At 70.2% G+C, this 21880-nt stretch carries 20 protein-coding genes; 13 read left to right on the plus strand and 7 right to left on the minus strand.

Going from position 1 to position 21880, the window contains the following annotated elements; all coding sequences use genetic code 11:
• Positions 1-51 precede the first annotated feature (51 nt).
• The gene (locus G6N49_RS20290; RefSeq protein ID WP_064873783.1) at positions 52-954 is read left to right on the plus strand and encodes an SDR family NAD(P)-dependent oxidoreductase; all 903 of its coding nucleotides are present in this window, start codon (positions 52-54) and stop codon (positions 952-954) included.
• An 11-nt stretch (positions 955-965) separates the two neighbouring features.
• Positions 966-1463 carry a cupin domain-containing protein gene (locus G6N49_RS20295; protein ID WP_083045425.1) on the plus strand — a complete coding sequence of 166 codons (498 nt, stop codon included), beginning with the start codon at positions 966-968 and terminating at the stop codon, positions 1461-1463.
• Here G6N49_RS20295 and G6N49_RS20300 read toward each other — a convergent pair.
• Entirely contained in the window at positions 1448-3994 is a 2547-nt protein-coding gene (locus tag G6N49_RS20300; RefSeq protein WP_064873804.1) for an excinuclease ABC subunit UvrA, read from the minus strand. The two genes, G6N49_RS20295 and G6N49_RS20300, sit on opposite strands and share 16 nt — an antisense overlap.
• A gap of 189 nt (positions 3995-4183) precedes the next feature.
• On the opposite strand from G6N49_RS20300, the gene G6N49_RS20305 reads away from it, so the two are divergent.
• The gene (locus tag G6N49_RS20305) at positions 4184-5866 is read left to right on the plus strand and encodes a DEAD/DEAH box helicase (RefSeq protein ID WP_011558028.1); all 1683 of its coding nucleotides are present in this window, start codon (positions 4184-4186) and stop codon (positions 5864-5866) included.
• Positions 5867-5998: 132 nt separating this feature from the next.
• The gene (locus G6N49_RS20310; RefSeq protein WP_083045424.1) at positions 5999-7087 is read left to right on the plus strand and encodes a helix-turn-helix transcriptional regulator; all 1089 of its coding nucleotides are present in this window, start codon (positions 5999-6001) and stop codon (positions 7085-7087) included.
• Here G6N49_RS20310 and G6N49_RS20315 read toward each other — a convergent pair.
• The 4 genes from G6N49_RS20315 to G6N49_RS20330 all read right to left on the minus strand — a co-directional run bounded on the left by G6N49_RS20315 (position 7068) and on the right by G6N49_RS20330 (position 11397).
• Positions 7068-8450, minus strand: coding sequence for an FAD-dependent oxidoreductase (locus G6N49_RS20315; RefSeq protein WP_083045423.1), 1383 nt, complete (start codon positions 8448-8450; stop codon positions 7068-7070). The genes G6N49_RS20310 and G6N49_RS20315 overlap by 20 nt on opposite strands.
• A 113-nt stretch (positions 8451-8563) precedes the next feature.
• On the minus strand, positions 8564-9379 hold the full coding sequence (locus G6N49_RS20320) for an HAD-IIA family hydrolase (RefSeq protein WP_083045422.1): 816 nt from the start codon (positions 9377-9379) through the stop codon (positions 8564-8566).
• A 45-nt stretch (positions 9380-9424) separates the two neighbouring features.
• Entirely contained in the window at positions 9425-10885 is a 1461-nt protein-coding gene (locus G6N49_RS20325) for a PH domain-containing protein (RefSeq protein ID WP_083045421.1), read from the minus strand.
• Positions 10882-11397 carry a PH domain-containing protein gene (locus G6N49_RS20330; RefSeq protein ID WP_406540057.1) on the minus strand — a complete coding sequence of 172 codons (516 nt, stop codon included), beginning with the start codon at positions 11395-11397 and terminating at the stop codon, positions 10882-10884. Before G6N49_RS20330 ends, G6N49_RS20325 begins: the two co-directional genes overlap by 4 nt.
• Before the next feature lie 36 nt (positions 11398-11433).
• On the opposite strand from G6N49_RS20330, the gene G6N49_RS20335 reads away from it, so the two are divergent.
• The 6 genes from G6N49_RS20335 to G6N49_RS20360 all read left to right on the plus strand — a co-directional run bounded on the left by G6N49_RS20335 (position 11434) and on the right by G6N49_RS20360 (position 17947).
• Positions 11434-12354, plus strand: coding sequence for an SDR family NAD(P)-dependent oxidoreductase (locus tag G6N49_RS20335; protein WP_083045420.1), 921 nt, complete (start codon positions 11434-11436; stop codon positions 12352-12354).
• Positions 12355-12356: 2 nt separating this feature from the next.
• The gene (moeA, locus tag G6N49_RS20340; protein WP_083045419.1) at positions 12357-13553 is read left to right on the plus strand and encodes a molybdopterin molybdotransferase MoeA; all 1197 of its coding nucleotides are present in this window, start codon (positions 12357-12359) and stop codon (positions 13551-13553) included.
• Between the two features lie 35 nt (positions 13554-13588).
• Positions 13589-14296, plus strand: a complete 708-nt coding sequence (locus tag G6N49_RS20345) for a phosphatidylserine decarboxylase (RefSeq protein ID WP_011768047.1) — start codon at positions 13589-13591, stop codon at positions 14294-14296.
• A gap of 41 nt (positions 14297-14337) precedes the next feature.
• Entirely contained in the window at positions 14338-15159 is an 822-nt protein-coding gene (gene pssA, locus G6N49_RS20350) for a CDP-diacylglycerol--serine O-phosphatidyltransferase (protein ID WP_221221784.1), read from the plus strand.
• Between the two features lies 1 nt (position 15160).
• Positions 15161-17386 carry an AAA family ATPase gene (locus tag G6N49_RS20355; RefSeq protein WP_011854499.1) on the plus strand — a complete coding sequence of 742 codons (2226 nt, stop codon included), beginning with the start codon at positions 15161-15163 and terminating at the stop codon, positions 17384-17386.
• 93 nt (positions 17387-17479) lie between these two features.
• Positions 17480-17947, plus strand: coding sequence for a DUF1707 domain-containing protein (locus tag G6N49_RS20360; RefSeq protein WP_011558017.1), 468 nt, complete (start codon positions 17480-17482; stop codon positions 17945-17947).
• On the opposite strand, the gene G6N49_RS20365 is transcribed toward G6N49_RS20360, so the two are convergent.
• Both G6N49_RS20365 and G6N49_RS20370 read right to left on the minus strand, forming a co-directional pair.
• The gene (locus G6N49_RS20365) at positions 17907-18554 is read right to left on the minus strand and encodes a response regulator (protein ID WP_011558016.1); all 648 of its coding nucleotides are present in this window, start codon (positions 18552-18554) and stop codon (positions 17907-17909) included. The two genes, G6N49_RS20360 and G6N49_RS20365, sit on opposite strands and share 41 nt — an antisense overlap.
• Positions 18554-19534 carry a sensor histidine kinase gene (locus G6N49_RS20370; RefSeq protein ID WP_011768046.1) on the minus strand — a complete coding sequence of 327 codons (981 nt, stop codon included), beginning with the start codon at positions 19532-19534 and terminating at the stop codon, positions 18554-18556. Before G6N49_RS20370 ends, G6N49_RS20365 begins: the two co-directional genes overlap by 1 nt.
• 129 nt (positions 19535-19663) lie before the next feature.
• Here G6N49_RS20370 and G6N49_RS20375 point away from each other — a divergent pair, with 129 nt between their 5' ends.
• From G6N49_RS20375 to G6N49_RS20385, 3 genes are read left to right on the plus strand one after another with little or no spacing between them, the layout of a single operon-like run.
• Positions 19664-19936: a cation:proton antiporter regulatory subunit gene (locus G6N49_RS20375; protein ID WP_011768045.1), complete on the plus strand. Its 273-nt coding sequence runs from the start codon at positions 19664-19666 to the stop codon at positions 19934-19936.
• Between the two features lie 47 nt (positions 19937-19983).
• Positions 19984-20442 (plus strand): CBS domain-containing protein, encoded by a 459-nt coding sequence (locus tag G6N49_RS20380; RefSeq protein WP_011768044.1) that lies wholly within the window; start codon positions 19984-19986, stop codon positions 20440-20442.
• A gap of 18 nt (positions 20443-20460) precedes the next feature.
• Positions 20461-21774: an ArsB/NhaD family transporter gene (locus tag G6N49_RS20385; RefSeq protein ID WP_011854498.1), complete on the plus strand. Its 1314-nt coding sequence runs from the start codon at positions 20461-20463 to the stop codon at positions 21772-21774.
• The last annotated feature ends 106 nt before the right edge of the window (positions 21775-21880 follow it).

The raw sequence follows: 21880 nt of genomic DNA on the forward strand, positions 1-21880 counted from the left end.
TATAGTGGAAAGCAACCGGAGCGCACGTTCCGCTTCAGTCTAGGAGACCTGATGACGAAATGGACCACCGCCGACATCCCGAGCCAGTCCGGCCGCACCGCGGTCGTCACCGGCGCCAACACCGGGCTCGGCCTCGAAACCGCCAAAGCGCTGGCCGCACGCGGCGCACACGTCGTGCTCGCGGTCCGCGACACCGAGAAGGGCAAACGCGCCGCCGACGAGATCACCGCCGCCCATCCCGAGGCCGCGGTGAGCGTGCAGAGCCTCGACCTCGGGTCGCTGCGCTCGGTGCGCACCGCGGCCGAGGCGCTCAAGGCCGACTTCCCGCGCATCGACCTGCTGATCAACAACGCCGGGGTGATGTACCCGCCCAAGCAGACCACCGAGGACGGTTTCGAGCTCACGTTCGGCACCAACCACCTCGGCCACTTCGCCCTCACCGGACTGCTGCTGGAGAACGTCCTGGCGGCGCCGAACTCGCGGGTGGTGACCGTCAGCAGCCAGGGGCACCGCATCCGGGCCGCGATCCACTTCGACGATCTGCAATGGGAGCGCAGCTACAGCCGCGTCGGCGCCTACGGACAGTCGAAGCTGTCGAATCTGCTGTTCACCTACGAACTCCAGCGCCGCCTCGACACCCGCGACGCCATCGCGGTCGCCGCCCACCCCGGGGTGTCCAACACCGAACTCATGCGTCACCTGCATCTGCCGCCGGTGTTCAACCCGCTGGTCGGTGTCCTCACGCAGAGCCCCACGATGGGGGCACTGCCGACGCTGCGGGCCGCGACCGACCCCACCGTGCGGGGCGGGCAGTACTTCGGGCCGAGCGGACTGGGCGAGATCCGCGGCTACCCCGAGCTCGTCACGTCGAGCGCGCAGTCGCGCGACGTGGACCTGGCCCGCCGGCTGTGGACGGTGTCCGAAGAGCTCACCGGAGTGGCGTTTCCGCTCTAGGCTCGTTTCCTGTGTCGCTGGTCGTACCGCCCTATCCCCCGCCGCGCTACACCGAGGACGAACCTGCGGTGAGCGCGTGGGTCCGGCGCGGGGACGAGCCGCCGGACTACGACGCGTTCGGGCTGGTGCGGTACCACTATCTCGCCGACCAGAAGGCCACCGGCGGGGACTACGGCCTCTACCGCGTCGAGATCGCCCCGCGCGGTGGCGGGCCGGGTCCGCACTACCACCGCGCGATGTCCGAGGCGTTCTTCGTCCTGTCCGGCAGCATCAAGCTCTACGACGGCACCGAATGGTCCGACGGCAACCCCAACGACTTCCTCTATGTGCCGCCGGGCGGAATCCACGGTTTCCGCAACGAGTCCGACGAGCCGGCGTCGATCCTGATGCTGTTCGCACCCGGTGCGCCTCGGGAGCACTACTTCGAGGGCCTCGCCCACCTCGGTGAGCTCACCGACGACGAGCGCCGGGAGTGGTTCGTCAAGAACGACAACTACTTCGTGGAGTGACCCAGGCGCGCCGCCAGATACGGCGCGGTACGGCTGCGGTCGACCCGGCTCACCTCGGCCGGGGTGCCCGCGGCGACCACCTGCCCACCGTCGGCGCCGGCGCCGGGTCCGAGGTCGACGACCCAGTCGGATCCCGCGACCATCCGCATGTCGTGTTCGGCCACCACGACGGTGTTACCCGCGTCGACGAGGCGGTGCAGCTGTGCGTCGAGCAGGTCGACATCGGCCGGATGCAGACCGGTGGTCGGTTCGTCCAGTACGTAGAGCGTGTGGCCGCGTTTGGGCCGTTGCAGCTCTGAGGCCAGCTTGATGCGTTGCGCCTCACCGCCGGACAGTTCGGTGGCGGGCTGCCCGAGCCGCAGATAGCCGAGGCCGACCTCGTGCAGCGTCACCAGGCTGCGCGAGGCACCGGCGATGTCGGCGAAGAACTCTCCCGCCTCGTCGACGGTCATCGCGAGCACCTCGGCGATCGTGCGGCCGCGGTACCGGACACCGAGTGTGGCCTCGTTGTAACGCGCGCCGTGGCACGTCGGACAGGTGGCGTATGTGCCTGGGAGGAAGAGCAATTCGACGGAGACGAACCCTTCGCCCTGACAGGTCGGGCAGCGACCGTCGGCGACGTTGAACGAGAACCGGCCCGCCGTCCAACCGCGTCGGCGCGCGGCGGAGGTCGCGGCGAACTCCCGCCGGACGGCGTCGAAGAGCCCCGTGTAGGTGGCCAGCGTCGACCGGGGGGTCCGCCCGATCGGCCGCTGGTCGACGGCCACCAGTCGGGTGATCGCCTCCACCCCTTCCACACTCACGCCGACGGACGCGTCGTGGTCGAGGTCGACGATCTCGGCGTCGGGATCCGCCCCGTCGGCGGCATCGGCATCCGGCTGGTTCACCGCGCGGCCCAGATGGCGGTTGACCACGTCGCCGAGCACCTTCACCACGAGCGTCGACTTGCCCGAACCCGACACCCCGGTGACCGCGGCGAAGACCCCGAGTGGCAGGTCGACGTCGAGGTCACGCAGGTTGTGCGACGAGATGCCGCCCATCCGCAGCCAGCCCGACGGCGGGCGCGGCGTCCGCGTGGCGGTGGGCGCGGAGTCGAAAAGGTATCTGCCGGTTACCGATTCACCTATCTCGGCGAGTCCGGGGACGGGCCCGCTGTAGAGCACCTGACCGCCGAGTTCGCCCGCGCCGGGGCCGACGTCGACGATCCAGTCGGCGCGGCGCACCACGTCCATGTCGTGCTCGACGACGAATACCGAATTACCTGCTCGCCGAAGGCGATCCAGCACCTCGAGCAGGGGTTCGGCATCGGCGGGATGCAGACCCGCGGACGGTTCGTCGAGGACGTAGAGAACCCCGAACAGCCCGGCGCGCAACTGGGTGGCCAACCGGAGCCGCTGCAGTTCACCCGGTGACACGGTCGGGGTGCGGCGGTTGAGCGTCAGGTAGCCAAGGCCCAGATCGATGAGCACCTGGAGGCGGGCGACGAGGTCGGTGGCGATCATCGTGGCCACCTCGGTGAACTCACCGGACGCCGTCGACTCGTATGCGGCCGCCGCATCGGTGCGCGCGGCGACCGGGCGCAGTGCCTCGGCGAGTCCGGCCAGCGGCATCGCCACGTAGTCGGCGATGGTGCGGCCGGCGAAGGTCACCTTCAGCGCCTCCGGACGCAGCCCCGATCCGCCACACATCCCGCACTCGACGGTGTCGACGTACTGCAGCACCCGGCGGCGCATCGTCGCGCTCTGCGAGTTGGCCAGGGTGTGCCGGACATGGCGTTCGGCACTCGAGAATGTCCCGTTGTAGTAGTAGTCGGCGGTGACGGGGTGCTGGCTCGGATCGATCTCGACGGTCGGCTGCTCGTCGGTGAACAGGATCCAATTCCGTTGGCGCTTGGGCAGTTTGTGCCACGGCCGGTCGATGTCGTAGCCCAGCGTGATGAGGATGTCACGCAGGTTCTGCCCCTGCCAGGCCCCCGGCCAGGCGGCGACGGCGCCTTCGCGGATGGTCAGCGACGGGTCGGGGACCAGCGTCTGCTCGGTCACCTGATGGATCCGGCCGAGGCCGTGGCACTCCGGACAGGCGCCGACCGCGGTGTTCGGTGAGAACGCGTCGGAGTCCAGGCGTTCGGTCGCCCCGCGCGGGTAGGTGCCCGCGCGGGAGAACAGCATCCGCAGCAGGTTGGACAGCGTCGTGACGGTGCCCACCGTCGACCGCGACGTCGCGGTTCCGCGCCGCTGCTGCAGCGCCACCGCGGGCGGCAGTCCGGTGATGTCGTCCACCTTCGGGGCGCCGGTCGGCAACAGGAGCCGCCGCGCGTAGGGGGCGACCGACTCGAAGTACCGTCGCTGGGCCTCGGCGTAGATGGTCCCGAACGCCAGGGACGACTTGCCGGACCCCGAGATCCCGGTGAACGCGACCAGCGCATCGCGCGGGGCGGCGACGTCGACACCTTTGAGGTTGTGCACCCGCGTACCGAACACGCGCACGCAGGGGTCGTGCTCGTCGTCGCGCGCGTCGGAAGTTGCTGTCATGGTGCGCAGAAGGGTACCCACGATGCGCGCGGGCACGCACGGCGTTTGCAGTCGCCGAGCCCGCCCCGTGGCGGCGTCCCGGCCGCGGGCGAAGGGCGACACACCGTCTGTCCGGCGACTCGCCAAGCAGAGATGCGCGGCCGGAATCCGTTGCGCTAGGCTGCTGTCCGATCAGTGAGGAGTCTTTGGGTGCGGGCTTATGCAGCGCCCGACACCCAGGCTTTACGTGGCTGGCAGCGTCGGGCATTGGTGCGGTATCTTGGCGCCAAGCCGCGTGACTTCCTGGCGGTCGCCACCCCCGGTGCAGGTAAGACCACGTTTGCCCTGCGCATCGCGGGTGAGCTACTGGCCGACGGCACCGTCGAACGCGTCACGGTGGTGGTGCCGACCGAGCACCTCAAGATCCAGTGGGCGCAGGCGGCCGCGCGGTCCGGTATCGCCCTGGACCCGAAGTTCAGCAACTCCTCGGCGCAGACGTCGTCGGAGTACCACGGTGTCGTGGTCACCTACGCCCAGGTGGCCAGCCACCCCACCCGGCACCGGGTGCGCACGGAGAACTACCGGACCCTGGTCATCTTCGACGAGATCCACCACGGCGGGGACGCCAAGACGTGGGGTGACGCGATGCGCGAGGCGTTCAGCGACGCCACCCGCCGCCTGTCGTTGACCGGGACGCCCTTCCGCAGCGACGACAGCCCCATCCCGTTCGTGAACTACGTCCCGGACGCCGAGGGTTTGCTGCGCTCGGAGTCCGACCACACCTACGGCTATGCCGACGCACTGGCCGACGGGGTGGTGCGCCCGGTGATCTTCCTCGCCTACTCCGGCGAGGCGCGGTGGCGCAGCAGCGCGGGTGAGGAGCACGCCGCCCGCCTCGGCGAGCCGCTGAACGCCGAACAGACCGCGCGGGCCTGGCGCACCGTCCTCGACGCGAACGGCGAGTGGATCCCGGCGGTGCTCAAGGCCGCGGACACCCGGCTGCGCCAGCTGCGCGCGGGAGGTATGCCCGACGCCGGGGCCATGATCATCGCGACCGATCAGACCGCCGCCCGCCAGTACGCGGCGCTGCTGACGAAGATGACCGGTGAGGCGCCGACGCTGGTGCTCTCCGACGATCCGGGGTCGTCGGCGCGGATCGCGGAGTACTCGGCCGGCGACACGCCGTGGCTGGTGGCGGTCCGGATGGTGTCCGAGGGGGTCGACGTGCCGCGCCTGGCGGTCGGCGTCTACGCCACCAGCGCATCGACCCCGCTGTTCTTCGCCCAGGCGATCGGGCGCTTCGTGCGGTCGCGACGCCCCGGTGAGACCGCCAGCATTTTCGTGCCCTCGGTGCCGACGCTGCTCGACCTGGCCAGCCAGATGGAGGCCCAGCGCGACCATGTGCTCGGCAAACCCCACCGTGAGTCGATGGGTGACGAGGAGCTCGTCGAACGCCGCCGCAGCGAACCCACCGAAGAGGACCGGGGGTTCGAATCACTGGGCGCCAGCGCCGAACTCGACCAGGTGATCTTCGACGGGGCGTCCTTCGGCACCGCCACGCCCGCGGGCAGCGAGGAAGAGGCCGACTACCTCGGTATACCGGGTCTGCTCGATGCCGATCAGATGCGAGACCTGTTGCGGCGCAGGCAGGAAGAGCAGCTGACCAGACGCACCGCGTCGGGTGAGCCGCCGCCGGTGACGCCGTACGGCCAGCTTCGCGAGCTGCGTCAGGAGCTCAACACGCTGGTGTCGCTGGCGCATCACCGGCTCAACAAACCGCACGGATGGATACACAACGAACTGCGCCGGATCTGCGGCGGGCCACCGGTGGCCGCAGCGACGTCGGATCAGTTGCAGGCCAGGATCGCGGCGGTGCGCACGCTCAAGGCGTGACCGGTGGGGCGTCTGTTGCCGATGTAAGCAGTCCGCTCACCCGTGCTGTCAGCGGGCCGGTCAGGACTTACAGTCGGTGTACGCACGATCGGGGGTCGCGATGAATTGGGTTGTCCGTACGGGGTACCGGCGATGGTCACGCTCGATGAGTTCTCGCGCCTAGTCTCGGCGATCCACGACGCCGCGGTCACGCCCGACCACTGGGTGGACACGATGACCGACCTGCGCCACTCGCTCGGCGCGATCACCGGGGCGATGCTGATCGCCGACGATGTGGGACGGGCGGCCGACCGGGCCAGCCTTCCGCCGGACGCCCACCGCACCTACCGCGAGTACTACCACCGGATCGACTACGTGCTCGAAGCGGTCGAGCGTGGCCCGGTCGGCTTGATCCACAGCGGGCGGCAGCTGATCGAGCAGGACGAGCGCTCGGAGTTCAACGTCGACTGGATCCGGCCCAATCACATGGACGATGGGATGTTCGTCCGGCTGACCGGCAACGACCATCCCGCCTGTTTCATCGTCGCCAACCCGCGGCGCGACGAATCCTTCGTCACCACCGAACGCGCGGAACTCGTCGCCGCCCTCGTCCCCCACTTCCAGCAGGCCTTGCGCACCGAGAAGCACCTCGCCGAGCTCAGACGCGACGCCGGTGACCTGGCCGGGGCGATCGACAGCATGCGGCAGGCCGTTCTGGTCACCGGCGTGAACGGCATTGTCCTGCACAGCAATGCGGCATGCGACGCGCTGTTACACCGCGCCGACGGGCTCACCGTCCGATCGGGCCGGCTGTGCGCCTTCCGCTCTGATGTGGACTGTGCGGTACAACGCGCGCTGGCCGACGCGCTCGGGATGAACGAGGCCGGGGCCCGCTTCGGCACGTCGGTGCTGTGCCCGCGGCCGTCGGGTGACCGGGCGTATGTCGCACACGCCTTCCCGTTCCCCAACCGGGAGGGCGAGCCGAGAGCGATCGTCGTGATCGTCGATCCCGACCACCGGCCACAACCACCGAAGGACATGCTGCGCAACTTGTTCGGCCTCACCAACGGCGAAGCCGACGTCGCGCTGCGGGTCGCGAACGGTCAGGGTCTCGCGCCCATCTCCGACGAATTGTCGGTCTCGCTCGCGACGGTCAAGACCCACCTGCAGCACGTGTTCGACAAGACCGACACTCACCGGCAGGCCGAGCTGGTCCGTCTCCTCACCGCCCTGCTGCCGTGAGGACCGGCGCGCCGTCGCCCACCGGGGTCGCGCGCCGGCGCTGACCCCGCGCCACCCGGGCCAGCGTCGCCGGATGCACCAACTGTGCGGGCGGGGCCACCATCCCGACCACTCGCAGGAAGTCCCGGGTCACCACCGGATCGGTCTCGGCGGCCCGCAGCACGCGGTCGGTGTAGGCGTTCGTCAGACGCATGGACAGCGAGGGCCGGCCCTGCACCTCCGGTAGCGCCAGATCGCTGCCCACCGCCGTCTGCCAGGCGATCCGGATCGTCTTGGCCGCCGCGCGGTGGAAGCGGCGCGGCAGGTCGGCGTCGCCGGCGCGCAGGCAGTCCCGCAGGATCGTCGCCTCGATCGCGGCGACCGTCATCCCCTGCCCGTAGATCGGGTTGAAGCTGCAGAACGCGTCCCCGAGGACGACGAAGCCGGCCGGGAAACGCTTCAGCTTGTCGTAGCGCCGCCACCGGTTACTCGGATACTGGTGCACCCGCACACCGGCAAGCGGCTCGGCGGCACGCGCCGCGGCGAGCGCATAGGCGGGTGCGATCCCCTCGCCGAAGTCGAGCAGTTCCGCGGGGGTGGTCGGCGGGCGGATCGGCCCCAGCGTGCCGGCGGCGACCAGCCAGACGTCCCGCTCGCACCGGAACATGACGAAGCCCCGGGGACGTCCCGGCTCGAACATCCGGACGATCAGGTTCTGCCGCAGCGCATCCGGTGGGATCCGCACCGGCATGCTCGCGTACGCGACTCGGATGACCAGTTCGTCCACCTCTGGTCGCTGGTATCCGAGTTCGGCCAGCAGGGCAGGTGTGCGCGAGCCGCGTCCGGAGGCATCGACGATCAGGTCGGCATCCAGATCGATTGTGGCGCCGCACTTGTGGCTCAGCCGCACGCCGGTGACACGAGGGCCGGACCCCAGCAGTCGGTCGACGTGGTGCCCGTCGAGGATGTCGACCCGGGGCAGTTCGCGCACCCGCCGCCAGACGTGGTGCTCCAGCATCGGCCGGCTCGCGTAGTGCTGCACCAGGCTCTCGGGCTTCGGCATCATGGCGTTCTGCAGCATGACGTGACCGCCGAAGCTGATGTCGAACTTCGACATGTCGCCGTCGTCCCAGCGGTGAGCCCCCGCGGCGACAAGTTCGTCGAGGTAGCCCGGGAACAGTTCGTCGAGGATCTGTGCGCACCGTGCGAGCAGGGCGTGCGGTTGACAGCTCTGCGGTACGCCGCGGCGCGCCACCGGCTCGTCCACCAATCGGTCCCGTTCGACCACGGTGACCCGGTCGTAGTGCTCGGTGAGCACCCGAGCGGCCAGCAGCCCCGCCATACTCGCCCCGCACACCACCGCGTGCGCCCCTGTTCTCGGCATCGCTCACTCCTCGCCCTGGTAGGTGACGGGCTCAACCCAATCACCCCCACAGGGTGCGGCGCCTCAGCCGAACGGTTGAGATGCCTTGTCGCAGCGCGCAACCGGCCGCGTTGTCACAGCCCCAGCAGGCCGGGCAGGTCGGCCACCGAATCGATGACGTGGTTCGGCTGCATGGCGAATTCGTCTGCCGCCCAACGGTCCAACGTGTCCTGGCGGAACTTGCCGGTGCGCACCAGCACCCCGGTCATCCCGACCACCTGACCCGCGAGCACGTCGTTGTTGAGATCGTCACCGACGATGTACATCTCCTCCGGGTCGACACCCAGGCGGCCGGCGGCGGCCAGGAATCCCTCGGGTGCCGGTTTACCGACCGCCGTCGCCTTACGCCCCGACGTCTCCTCCATCCCGATGAGGTACATACCGGTGTCGATGCGCAGACCGTCGGCGGTGTTCCACGACGTGCTGCGGTGCATGGCGACCACCGGCACACCGCGGGCCATCCAGTCGTAGACCCAACTCAACGTCAGATGGTCGTACTCCGGGCCTGCGCCACCGAGCAGCACCACATCCGGCGTCTCGGGCACGTGGTCGGGGCCGAACTCCCCGGCGTACACCAGATCGACGCCGGGCATGTCCTCCCCGATCCTGCCGCTGTTCACCAGGAAGCACCGGGCGCCCGGGTAGCGGTCGCGGACGTACTCGGCGGTGAGCACCGCCGCGGTGATCACCTCGTCGGCGGTGACCGCCATTCCGGCGTCGACGAGCAGATCGGCGATCTGCCTGCGCGTCTTGGTCGTGGTGTTGGTCAGATAGGACCGGGCGATCTGTTGGTCGGAGAGCACACGCAGCGCCTCGGCCGCACCGTCGATCGGCCGCCACGACGTCACCAGCACGCCATCGATGTCGAAGAGCACTCCACCGATCGCCATGTGCCGACAGTAAACCGCGGCCGACGACGTGCAACTCGGACCCGGTCAATCACGCGCCCAGGGGACATCCCTCACCCACGGCGACGCCGCCGCGACGGTCGCCCACGCCGCATCGGCGGGGACGTCGACGACCCGGTAGGCCTTCTCCCCCGCGGCGGTGGCGGCGATCAGCGTCGCCACCCCGGACCGCCGCTGGAAGAACGTCTGCCGCACCGTCCAGCCGATGATGCCCGGACCGGCGATGCAGTCGCGGCGGCGCTCGAGGCTGCCGGTGCGCGCCACCAGCCAGCCGTGGCCGGCCCGGTGCCCGAGCGAGCGGACCCGGTCGGCGGCCAGCAGCGCGCAGCACACCGTGAGAACCGCCCACACCGCCCACAGCCAGATCGGCGGCGCCGTCAAGACGGTCGCCACCACCAGCGCGAGCCCCGTCGCCACCGGCACGGCGAGCGCCCTGGTCCACCGGCGCCGCGCCGCGGCCACCCCGTGGCTGCGCAGCGGTCCGGCGACCTCCTCCTCATCGGCGATGAGATCACTGAGCACCGCCCGGGCCGTCGCAGCCGGGCACGGCGGCAACAACAACGACGCCTCGCCCTCACCGCCCACCCCGGTCATCACCGCGTCCAGCCGCGCGCCGCCGAACGCCCTGACCAACAGCGGCTCCCGCAACGTGCCGCCGCGGAGCCGGCGCATGTCGTAGGTGTGTTCCTGTCGACGCAGCAGACCGTGTTCGAGATGCAGCACCTCACCGTCGCGCCGCAACAACAGGTTTCCGTACGTCACCAGGGACCGGAGCACCGACAGCACCACGGACCCGACCAGCACGGCCAGTACGACGACGGCCACGGTCGCCGCAACGCCGAACCGCTCGGCGACGCCGCGCCCGCCCTCGGCCAGGCTCGAATCCCGCAGCAGCACACCGGCTCCCGCCTGGTACAGCAGACCCGCCGCGGCGGCGATCATCGCCAGACCGGTGAAGCTGAGCGGGCTGTACCGCAGCCACGCCGGCTGCCAGCTGGCCAGCACCCGTCCCCGGTGTTCGGGATCGGCGGCGATGGTCAGCGACTCGGCCAGCAGTTCGGCCCGCAGATGCGGGACCTGGGCGGCCTCGACGGCGTCGAGTGCGAACGCGTCGTCACCGCGCGCCTCCTGTCCGGTGCTCACGCGCAGCACGGCCAGGCCGAGCACCCGGTGCAGCAGGCGGGCATCGGTGGAGACCGACCGAATCCTGTTGCGCGGCACCGACAGGACCCGGCGTTGCAGGACACCTGCGCGAAGCTGCACCTCCTCGGCGTCGATCCGGTAGGTCGTGGTGAACCACCGCGCGATCCCGACGCCGACCGTCCCCACCAGGGCGGCGACCGCCCACCACGGATTGCCGGTCGCGGAGCCGAGCACCACCGACCCGATCAGCACCGGAACCTGCCGCAGCACCTCGTGCACCGGATGGACCAGCAGCATGCGGGGGCTCAACCGCAGCCATTGCGGTTGTGGCGCCGGGGCCGTCACGTCGCATCCTGTTCGCCGAGCGCCGCGATGTCGGTCAGCTGCGCGACGATCCGTTCGGCCACCGGGGCATCGAGCGCGACGATGCGCACGGCCCCGGCCGACGAGGCCGTCGTCACCGTCACACTGGACAACCCGAACATCCGGTCCAGCGGACCGCGCTGGGTGTCGACGGTCTGCACGCGGGAGATCGGCGCGATCCGCCGCTCCTGCGTCAGCCACCCGGTCCGCGTGTACACCGCACGCGCGTCGACGGCCCAGCGGTGCACCCGATAACGCCATACCGGAACGACGCCGACGAACAGCACGATGCCGAGCACCGTGCCCGCCGCCGCCACGGCGTGCAGCCACCCCGACGCCGGGTCGGTCACCCACCAGGCCACCTGCGCCACCACGAGCACCAGCCACGGCAGCGCCGCGGACGCCGCCCACAGCAGAGGCGCCTTGGCGCTCGGCCGGTGCTCGGGATCTGCCAGAACGAGGGGCGCGTACTCCATGGTCCGAGCATGGCTCATCGGGGGCCGACGGCGGGAGGCCAGTAGGGTTTCCCCATGAGCGCGAACACCAAATGGACTGCGGCGGACGTGCCCGACCAGGAAGGCCGTGTCGCCGTCATCACCGGCGCCAACACGGGTATCGGTTACGAGGCGGCGGCGGTGCTGGCCGCCAAGGGCGCCCACGTGGTGCTCGCGGTGCGCAACACCGACAAGGGCGGCGCCGCGGCCGAGCGCATCCGTTCTGCGCTGCCGCATGCCGACGTGACCGTTCGGGAACTCGACCTGACGTCGCTGGACAGCATCCGCGCGGCCGCGGACGGGCTGCGCGCCGACTATCCGCGGATCGACCTGCTGATCAACAACGCGGGCGTGATGATGACCGAGAAGGGCACCACCAAGGACGGTTTCGAGCTCCAGCTCGGCACCAACCACCTCGGCCACTTCGCGCTCACCGGCCAACTGCTCGACAACCTGCTCCCCGTCGAGGGGTCGCGGGTGGTGACCGTCAGCAGCAACGCCCACCGGTGGGGCCGCGTGAACTTCGACGATCTGCAGTCCGAGCGCAGCTACAACCGGGTCACCGCCTACGGGCAGAGCAAGCTGGCCAACCTGCTGTTCACCTATGAGCTCAACCGCCGACTGTCGGCGAAGGGTGCGCCGACCATCGCCGTCGCCGCCCATCCCGGGACATCGAGTACCGAGCTGACCCGCAACCTGTGGCCGGTGGCCCGCCGGCCCGTCGAACTCGTCTGGGGGCTTGTCTCGCAGACACCGGAGATGGGTGCGTTGCCGACACTGCGGGCTGCCACCGACCCGGACGTGCGCGGCGGGCAGTACTACGGGCCCGACGGCATCGGGGAACAACGCGGCCACCCGAAACTCGTGCAGTCCAACGCCCGCTCGTACGACGAGGCCGCACAGCGCCGGTTGTGGAGCGTGTCCGAGGAACTCACCGGCGTCACGTTCCCCGTCTGAACATGCGGACTGTCGAAGAGCACCAGCGCGTCGTCGCCGGGCTGATCCAGCGGCGTCCACCCGTCCGTCTGCCGATCGCCGCCACGCTCGGTCTCACATTGGCCGAGGACATCGTCGCGCCGTTGTCGCTGCCGGGGTTCGACAACTCCGCGATGGACGGGTACGCCGTCGTCGCCGAGGACGTCGCGGACGCGACCGAGGACCGGCCGGTGTATCTGCCGGTCGCCGAGGACATCCCCGCCGGGCGCACCGATCCGCTGGTGCTGCAACCGGGTACGGCGCACCGCATCATGACCGGCGCACCGCTGCCGCGCGGGGCGACCGCGGTGGTCCCGGTCGAGGCGACGAACGCCGCCACCGACACCGTCGCGATCCGGTCCGCGGCCAAGGCCGGCCAGCACGTCCGTACCGCCGGTGAGGACGTCACCGCGGGTACCACGGTCCTGCGGGCCGGGGTCGCGCTCACCCCGGCGGCCCTGGGTCTGGCGGCCGCGCTCGGCCTCGGCGAGTTGTCGGTCATCGCTCCGCAGCGGGTGCTGGTCATGTCGACGGGGACCGAACTGGTCGCGCCGGGCACCCCGCTGCTGCCGGGTCAGATCTACGAGTCCAACGCCGTCATGCTCGCCGCCGCCGTCCGGGAGGCGGGCGGTGAGGTGGTCGCCTCGACGATGACCGGTGACGACGTGGACGCCTTCCGGGCGACGCTGGACCGGTACGCCGGACAGGCGGATCTGATCGTCACCACCGGCGGCGTCAGCGCGGGCGCGTACGAGGTCGTCAAGGACACGCTTGGTTCCAGCGAGGTCGAGTTCGCCAAGGTCGCCATGCAGCCCGGTATGCCGCAGGGCGCGGGCCGGGTCGGGGAGACACCCGTCATCACCCTGCCGGGCAACCCGGTCAGCGCGCTGGTCTCGTTCGAGGTGTTCCTACGGGCGCCGCTGCGCGCGGCGATGGGGGCGGACCGGCCCGAACGTCCGCGCCGCAGCGCGGTGCTGACCGAGGATCTGACGTCGCCGCGCGGTAAACGCCAGTTCCGGCGCGGGGTGTTCGACCAGCACACCGGCGAGGTCACGAGCTACGGTCCCCCGGCGTCACACCACCTGCGCTGGCTGGCGTCGGCCAACTGCCTCCTCGAGATCCCCGAAGACGTCAGCGAGCTACCCGCCGGATCGCGGGTAGAAGTATGGGACCTGAGCTAGCCTGCCCGACACCCCACGCACGTAGAATCCAGCCGATGGCCAGACGCCCCAGCACCGATGACCTGAGATCCGGCCCAGAGCGGTTCATGGCGCTGGTGAAAACCACCGTCCCGCCGGTACACCCCGCCGGCCTGCCGTTCATCGGCGCCGGCCTCGCGCTGGCGGCCGCGGGCCGCCGCAACCGGTGGGTGCGCGGCGCGGGCCTGGTCGCCGCCGGCGCCAACGCCGCCTTCTTCCGGCATCCGCCGCGCGTGCCACCGACCCGCCCCGGTGTGGTGGTCGCCCCCGCCGACGGCCTGATCTGCCTGGTCGAGGACGCCGAACCGCCCGCCGAACTCAACCTGCCGGCCCGGCCCGTGCCGCGGGTGAGCATCTTCCTGTCGATCTTCGACGCCCATGTGCAGCGGATCCCCATCAGCGGTGAGGTGGTCGCCGTCGAACACCGGCCCGGTCTGTTCGGATCCGCCGAGCTGGCGGCCGCCAGCGAGGACAACGAACGCAACAGCGTGGTGATCCGCACCGACACCGGCGCACAGGTGATCGCGGTGCAGATCGCGGGCCTGGTCGCCCGCCGCATCGTCTGCGACCTCACCACCGGCGACAAGGTGACCATCGGCGACACCTACGGGCTGATCCGCTACGGCTCCCGGCTGGACACCTACCTGCCCGAAGGCACCGACATCCAGGTGCTGCCGGGCCAGCGCGCGGTGGGCGGCGAGACGATCCTGGCGGAGCTGCCGTGATCCAGCCGCGCAGCATCCCCAAACGCGTCGTCAGCCTGCGCATGCTGCCGAGCGCGATGACCGTGGCGGCGATCTGCCTCGGGCTGTCGTCGGTCAAGTTCGCACTCGACGGCAGGCCCACCGAGGCGATGGCGTTCCTCGCGGTGGCGGCCATCCTCGACGCCCTCGACGGCCGTATCGCCCGCATGCTCAAGGCCACCTCGAAGATGGGCGAGGAGATCGACTCGCTGGCCGACGCGGTGAACTTCGGTGTCGCACCGGCGTTCATCGTCTACGGCACACTGCTGTCACAGTCGCGCATCGGCTGGATCGTGGTGCTGCTCTACGCGGTGTGCATCGTGCTGCGGCTGGCCCGGTTCAACGCGATGCTCGCCGAAGACCTGCCCGCCTACACCAAGGAGTTCTTCGTCGGGATGCCCGCGCCCGCCGGTGCGATCGGCGCGATCGGCCCGCTGGCGGCGAAGATGCAGTTCGGCGACGGCTGGTGGACGTCGGAGATCGCCGTGGTCATCTGGATGGTCGGGGTCTCGCTCCTGGTGGTCAGCACCATCCCGATGCGCAAGATCCACACGTTCTCGGTCCCGCCGAACATGGTGGCGCCGCTGCTCGCGCTGCTGGCGATCGGTGTGACCGCCTCGATCCTCTACGGCTACCTGGTGATCCTGGTGATCATCCTGGCCTACGTCATCCACATCCCGTTCGCGGTGCGCACCGAGCGCTGGCTCGCCGCCCACCCGGAGACGTGGGATGACAAACCGCGGCAGCGCCGCGCGATCCGCCGCGCCTCCCGTCGCGAGATCCGGCGCACCCAACCGCACCGCCGTTCGGTGGCCCGGCTGGGTCTGCGCAAACCGGGCAGGTGACATGACCGAGGCCGGACTGTCCGAGCGCGAACCGAATCTGAGCCACCTGCGGCTCACGGCGCGGTTGAACACCGCCGCCCTCGACTCCCGGCGCGGGGTGGTCCGGCTGCATCCGGAGGTGATCGCCGCGCTCGGGATCCGGGAGTGGGATGCGGTGTCGCTCACCGGCGCACGGACGACGGCCGCGGTGGTCGGCATCGCCCCGCCGGGCACGCCGACGGGCACCGCCCTGCTCGACGACGTGACGCTGTCCAACGCCGGGCTGCCCGAGAACAGCAGCGTCATCGTGGCGCCGGTGACGGTCTACGGCGCACGATCGGTGACCGTGTCGGGGTCCCGGCTGGCCACCAACTCGATCTCCCCGGCCACTCTGCGCCAGGCGCTGCTGGGCAAGGTGATGACGGTCGGCGACACCGTCTCGCTGCTCCCCCGCGATCTGGGCCCCGGCACGTCGACGTCGTCGGCGACCACCGCGCTCGCGTCGTCGGTGGGCATCACCTGGACCTCGGAACTGCTGACGGTCACCAGCGTCGACCCCCCGGGCACCGTGAGCATCCAGCCGAATTCGTCGGTCACCTGGGGTGACGGACCCGCGCCGAAGGCCGCGTCCGCCCGCCCGACCGACGGCGCGGCGGTCGGCGAGGCCACCGTCACCACACCGTCGGTGGACCGACCGGCGGTGTCCTTCGACGATCTCAAGGGCAGCCACGCGCAGGCCGGCCGGCTCACGGAATGGCTCAAGCTCTCCCTCGACGAGCCGTCGTTGCTCGAGACGCTCGGCGCCACAGCGCATCTCGGCGTGCTGGTATCGGGTCCGGCCGGGGTGGGCAAGGCCACGCTGGTGCGGACGGTGTGCGCCCAGCGACGGCTCGTCGAATTGGACGGTCCGGAGGTCGGCGCGCTGCATGCCGAGGACCGGCTCAACCGGGTGTCGTCGGCGGTGTCGACGGTCCGCGACGGCGGCGGCGTACTGCTGATCACCGACATCGACGCACTGCTGCCCGCGACGCCGGAACCGGTGGGCACGCTGATCCTCACCGAACTGCGCACCGCCGTCGCGACACCCGGTGTCGCGTTCGTGGCGACCTCGGCCAGGCCGGACGGCGTCGACGCCCGCCTGCGCGACCCCGACCTCTGCGACCGTGAGCTCGGGCTGAGCCTGCCCGACGCGGCCACTCGTAAGGAGCTGCTCGAGGTGCTGCTGCGCAGCGTCCCGGCGCAGGAACTGCACCTCGACGAGATCGCCGGACGCACACCGGGTTTCGTGATCGCCGACCTGTGCGCGCTGGTGCGTGAGGCGGCGCTGCGGGCGGCGGCACGGGCCAGTGCCGACGGGGCGCCGCCGCAACTCACCCAGGCGGATCTCACCGGTGCGCTCACCGTGATCCGTCCGCTGTCGAGGTCGGCCACCGAAGAGGTGTCGGTCGGGTCGGTCACCCTCGCCGACGTCGGCGACATGACCGAGACCAAGCAGGCGCTGACCGAGGCGGTGTTGTGGCCGCTGCAGCATCCGGACACCTTCGAACGCCTCGGCATCGAACCGCCGCGCGGGGTGCTGCTCTACGGACCGCCGGGCTGCGGGAAGACCTTCGTGGTGCGCGCCCTCGCCAGTTCGGGGCGGCTGTCGGTGCACGCGGTCAAGGGCGCCGAGCTCATGGACAAATGGGTCGGCGCCTCGGAGAAGGCGGTGCGCGAACTGTTCCGCAGGGCGCGCGACTCCGCCCCGTCGCTGGTGTTCCTCGACGAGATCGACGCGCTCGCGCCGCGGCGCGGGCAGAGCTTCGACTCCGGGGTGACCGACCGGGTCGTGGCGTCGCTGCTGACCGAACTCGACGGCATCGAACCGATGCGCAACGTCGTCGTGCTGGGCGCCACGAACCGGCCCGATCTGATCGACCCCGCGCTGCTGCGGCCCGGGCGGTTGGAGCGGCTGGTGTTCGTCGAACCGCCCGACGCCGAGGCGCGCCGCGAGATCCTGCGCACCGCAGGCAAATCCGTACCGCTCGCCGACGACGTCGACCTCGACACGCTGGCCGCCGGTCTCGACGGGTACAGCGCTGCGGACTGCGTCGCGCTGCTGCGGGAGGCGGCGATGACGGCGATGCGACGATCGATCGACGCCGCCGACGTCACTGCCGCCGACGTGGAGGCCGCCCGCCAGACGGTGCGCCCGTCGCTGGACCCGCTGCAGGTCGACACGCTGCGGGCGTTCGCGGAGAACCGCTGAACACCGCGGGCATAAATCTTGACAGTGCCTAGTTGTGGTGGGACAGTCGAACCATCGCAACTAGCCACTGTCTAGATGACTTCGGGAGGCATCATGACCGTCCCCACCACGGTCCGCGTCGGAGACGACGACCGCACCCGCACCGCGAATCTGCTCGGCCTGGCGCTGGCCCAGGGCTACCTCGACATGCCCGACTACGAACAGCGCCTGCAGGCGGCCTTCGCCGCGCAGACCAACACCGAACTGCACAGCCTCACCGCCGACCTCCCGGTCGCCACCCTGCGCCGCAACGATCCGGCGCGGCGGGCCGAGCGGCGGCGCGCCGCCCGCCGCGGGGTGCGCTGGCACCTGGCCGGCTACCTCGCCATGGTCGTCATCGTGCTCACGGTGTGGCTGGCCGTCGGGCTCGCCGCGGGGGCCTGGTACTTCTGGCCGATCTGGCCGATCCTCGGCGCAGGCATCGGGGTGCTCGGCCACGCACTGCCGGTGCGCTACGTGGGCGGTTCACCGTGCGGGCGGCTCACGGCTCGATCAGTCCCGCCCGGATGGCGTATCGGGTGAGCGCCAACCGATCCCGCAGACCCAGCTTGGCGAGGATGTTCGCCCGGTGCCGGTCGACGGTCTTGGCGCTGATGCTCAGCGTCGCCGCGATCTCCCGCGTCGAGTAGCCCTCGGCGACCAGCTTGAGCACCTCCTCCTCCCGCGGGGTGAGGATGGTGTCGGGCAGTTCGTCGCCGCTGCGGGCGCGGTGCAGATAGTCGCGGATCAGCGCCGTCACCGCACCTGCGTACAGGAACGGTTCACCGCGCAGCGTCGCGCGGCACGCCGCGAGCAGATCGCGGTCGGCGACAGATTTGAGCACGTAGCCCGACGCCCCGGCCTTGAGCGCCTCGAAGAAGTACTGCTCGTTGTCGTGCATAGACAGGATCAGGATCCGCACGTGCGGATGCATGCGGCTGATCTCGCGGGCGGCCTGCAGACCCGTCATCCGTGGCATCGCGATGTCGAGGATCGCCAGATCGGTGGGGGTCCGCTCGAGCGCTTCGAGCGCCTCGTGCCCGTCGGCCGCCTCGGCGACCACCTGCAGGTCGGGTTCGGCGTCGATGATCAGCCGCAACCCGCTGCGCACCAGCGCGTGGTCGTCGGCGAGCAGGATCCGCGCCGGCATCACCGGCTCCCGTCGCGGTACGGGATGGTCAACCGAACCTCGGTGCCCTCACCCGGTGGAGACGCGATCGTCAGCGTCGCGTTGACCAACAGCGCCCGCTCCCGCATACCGCTGATGCCGGCGCCCTCCCCCGCGTCACCCGCACCGCCCGCCCCGTCGTCGGCGATCCGCAACGTCACCTGATCGTCGGCGACGTGCAGGTCGACCCAGACCTTGCGGGCGTCGGCGTGGCGCGCGACGTTGGTGAGCGACTCCTGGGCGATGCGGTAGCAGACCAGCTCGACGTCGGGAGCCAGCCGCGCGGCAGGCAAGGCGATGTGTTTGACGACCGGAAGCCCGGTCGCCTGGGCGAATTCATTGCATAGCGCATTGAGCGCGCTCTGCAGTCCCAGATCCTCGAGCGCGTCCGGTCGCAGCCGGCGGGCGATGCCGCGCACCTCATCGAGGCTGGCCCGCACCGTCTCCTGGGTCTCCTCCAACTCGCCGCGGATCTCCGCCGGCGCGCGGTCCACGGCACGTTTGAGCGTGAGCAGGGCGACGGTCAACGTCTGCCCGATCTCGTCGTGCAGTTCGCGCGCGATGCGCTGCCGTTCGTTCTCCTGCGCGGCGAGCGCCGATGCGCTGGCCGTGGTCCGCTCGGTCTCCAACCGGTCGAGCATCGCGTTGAACGATTCGATCAGATGGTGCAGATCACCGCTGCCCCGATCGTCGACACGGTCACTGCGCCGCGGCGGGTCGACCCGTCGCATGGACGCGGTCAGCCGATCGAGCGGGGCCAGGCTGGACCGCAGCAGCAACGCGTTGGCGCTCAGAATGACCGCCAAACCGACGACCAGGACCGGGATCTCGGTGAGCCGGATGCGTGACGACACCGAGGCCGGTGACACGGCGAGGACGAGTGTGCCGAGCGTGAAGATGAGGCCGTTGATCAAGAAGACCCGGCGAAACAGTGCGGCCGCGGGGGTGCGCGCCCGATTCATACCCACCAGCGTGGCGTCCCGGCCTGAGGATGTCCATACACGGCACCGCCCCCCGGAAATGGGTGTCAGCCCCGATGGTGGCCCTCGCGTCTCCTGCCGAACATGGAGGTGGACCAATAAGGAGCTGCGATGCGTATCGATCGGACGACGGTGCCCGGCGGCGGGATGCTGCACCACATCGTCACCCGGGCCGGTGGCCGGCTGTGCGTACTGGTCACCCGCGACGGCGAACGGCAGGTCTTCGTCTACGACGACGACAGCGACGAGCCTGCCAAGGAACTGGTGCTGGCACCCGACGAGGCCGACGGTGTCGCGGAGATCCTGCACAGCCGCCCCATCGCCGACCGGGTCCGGTCGCTGGAACGCCGCGTCGATGCGCTGATCGGAGAACGGGCATCATGACGATTACGACGGCCACCGGATGGACCGCCCGATTGAATGAAGTCGCCATGCAAGCACACGAGATCGCGGTCTCGCCCCCGACCGTCCGCATGGACGATCCGGTGTCCAAGGCGGTGCAGCTCATGGTCGTCAACCGGCTGCCCGGGCTCGTCGTCGTCGACGACGCGGACCACCCGATCGCCGTCCTGCCCGGCACGCAGGTCCTCCGCCTGACCATCCCCGAGACCTACCGCGACGATCCGGCCCTGGTCCGCACCGTCGACGAGATCCACGCCGACCTGTTCTGGCACGGCCCCGGGCGGCTCACCGTCGGCGACTGCCTGCCGTCACCCGTCGCGAAACCCGCGACGGTGGCGCCCGACGCCACCCTGCTCGAGGTCGCGACCGTGATGGCGACCAAGCGGAGTCCGTTGATCGCGATCGTTGACGGCGCTGGGCGATTGACCGGTGCGGTGACCCTCGAACGGCTGCTGACCAGTCTGGCCGTCGCCGGCCCGGGCGACTGATCCCGGCTCTGCGAGCGCGTGTCAGCAGCTCCGGCCGTGTCGTTCTCGCCGGCTCCGGTGCTCGCACTGGCGATCTTCGTCGTCGCGTTCTGGTTCATCGCCACCGAGCGGGCCGACAAGGTCAAGACCGTCCTCGTCGCCGCCGGGCTGATGGCCCTGCTCGGCCTGATCCCCGGCGAGCAGGTCTTCTACTCCGAGCATGCGGGCATCGACTGGAACGTCATCTTCCTGCTGCTCGGGATGATGGTCATCGTCGGCGTCGTGAAGCAGACCGGACTGTTCGACTTCCTGGCGATTTGGGCGGCGAAACGCTCGCAGGGCAAACCCTTCCGGCTGATGGTCATGCTGATGCTGATCACCGCGTTCGCCTCACCGGTGCTCGACAACGTCACGATCATCCTGCTGATCGCCCCGGTTACGCTGGTCATCTGCGACCGGTTGCGGATCGCCCCGCAGCCCTACTTGATCGCCGAGGTCCTGGCGTCCAACATCGGCGGCGCGGCCACCCTGATCGGCGATCCGCCCAACATCATCATCGGCAGCCGCGCCGGCCTGACGTTCAACGACTTCCTCGTCCACATGGCGCCGATCGTGCTGATCATCTTCGCCCTGTTCGTGGTGTTCACCCGGGTGCTGTTCCGAAAGGATCTGCGTACGGACGACATCCACCTCGATGAGGTGATGGCGCTTCAGGAACGCCGGGCGATCAAGGACACCAGGCTGCTGGTCCGCTCGCTGGTGGTGCTCAACCTCGTCATCGTCGGATTCGCCCTGCACTCCGTGCTGCATGTGGCGCCGTCGGTGGTGGCGCTGCTCGGGGCCGGGGCCATGCTGCTGGTCACCGACATGGACGTGGGCGAGGTGCTGCCCGAGGTGGAGTGGCCGACGCTGGTGTTCTTCATGGGCCTGTTCGTGATGGTGGCCGGCCTGACGCACACCGGTGTGATCGGCGCGCTCGGTTCGGTCGCCCAGTCCGCCTTCGGCGACAACTGGTTCGCTGCCGCCACGGCGCTGCTGTTCGGGTCGTCGATCGTCGGCGCGTTCGTCGACAACATCCCCTACACCGCGACGATGACGCCGGTGGTCGGGTCGATGGTCGCCGAGACGCCGGACCCGGGCACCGGTCAGGCGCTGTGGTGGGCGTTCGCACTGGGCGCCTGCTTCAGCGGCAACGGCACCGCGATCGCCGCCAGCGCCAACGTGGTGGCGATCGGTATCGCCGCGCGGGCCGGCCACCCCATCAGCTTCTGGCGGTTCACCCGGTACGGGATCGTGGTGACCCTGCTCAGCACTACGCTGGCCTGGGGCTATGTGTGGCTGAGGTACTTCTGATGAAAGCCGTTTGCAGTGGCCCGTCGACCCCGTCGGTGGCCCACGTAGAATTGACACAATCCAAAGCAGCTGAGGCTGACACCCCGACCCCAATCAAGATCGGAGT

This window comes from Mycolicibacterium monacense (assembly GCF_010731575.1).
Classification (GTDB): domain Bacteria; phylum Actinomycetota; class Actinomycetes; order Mycobacteriales; family Mycobacteriaceae; genus Mycobacterium; species Mycobacterium monacense.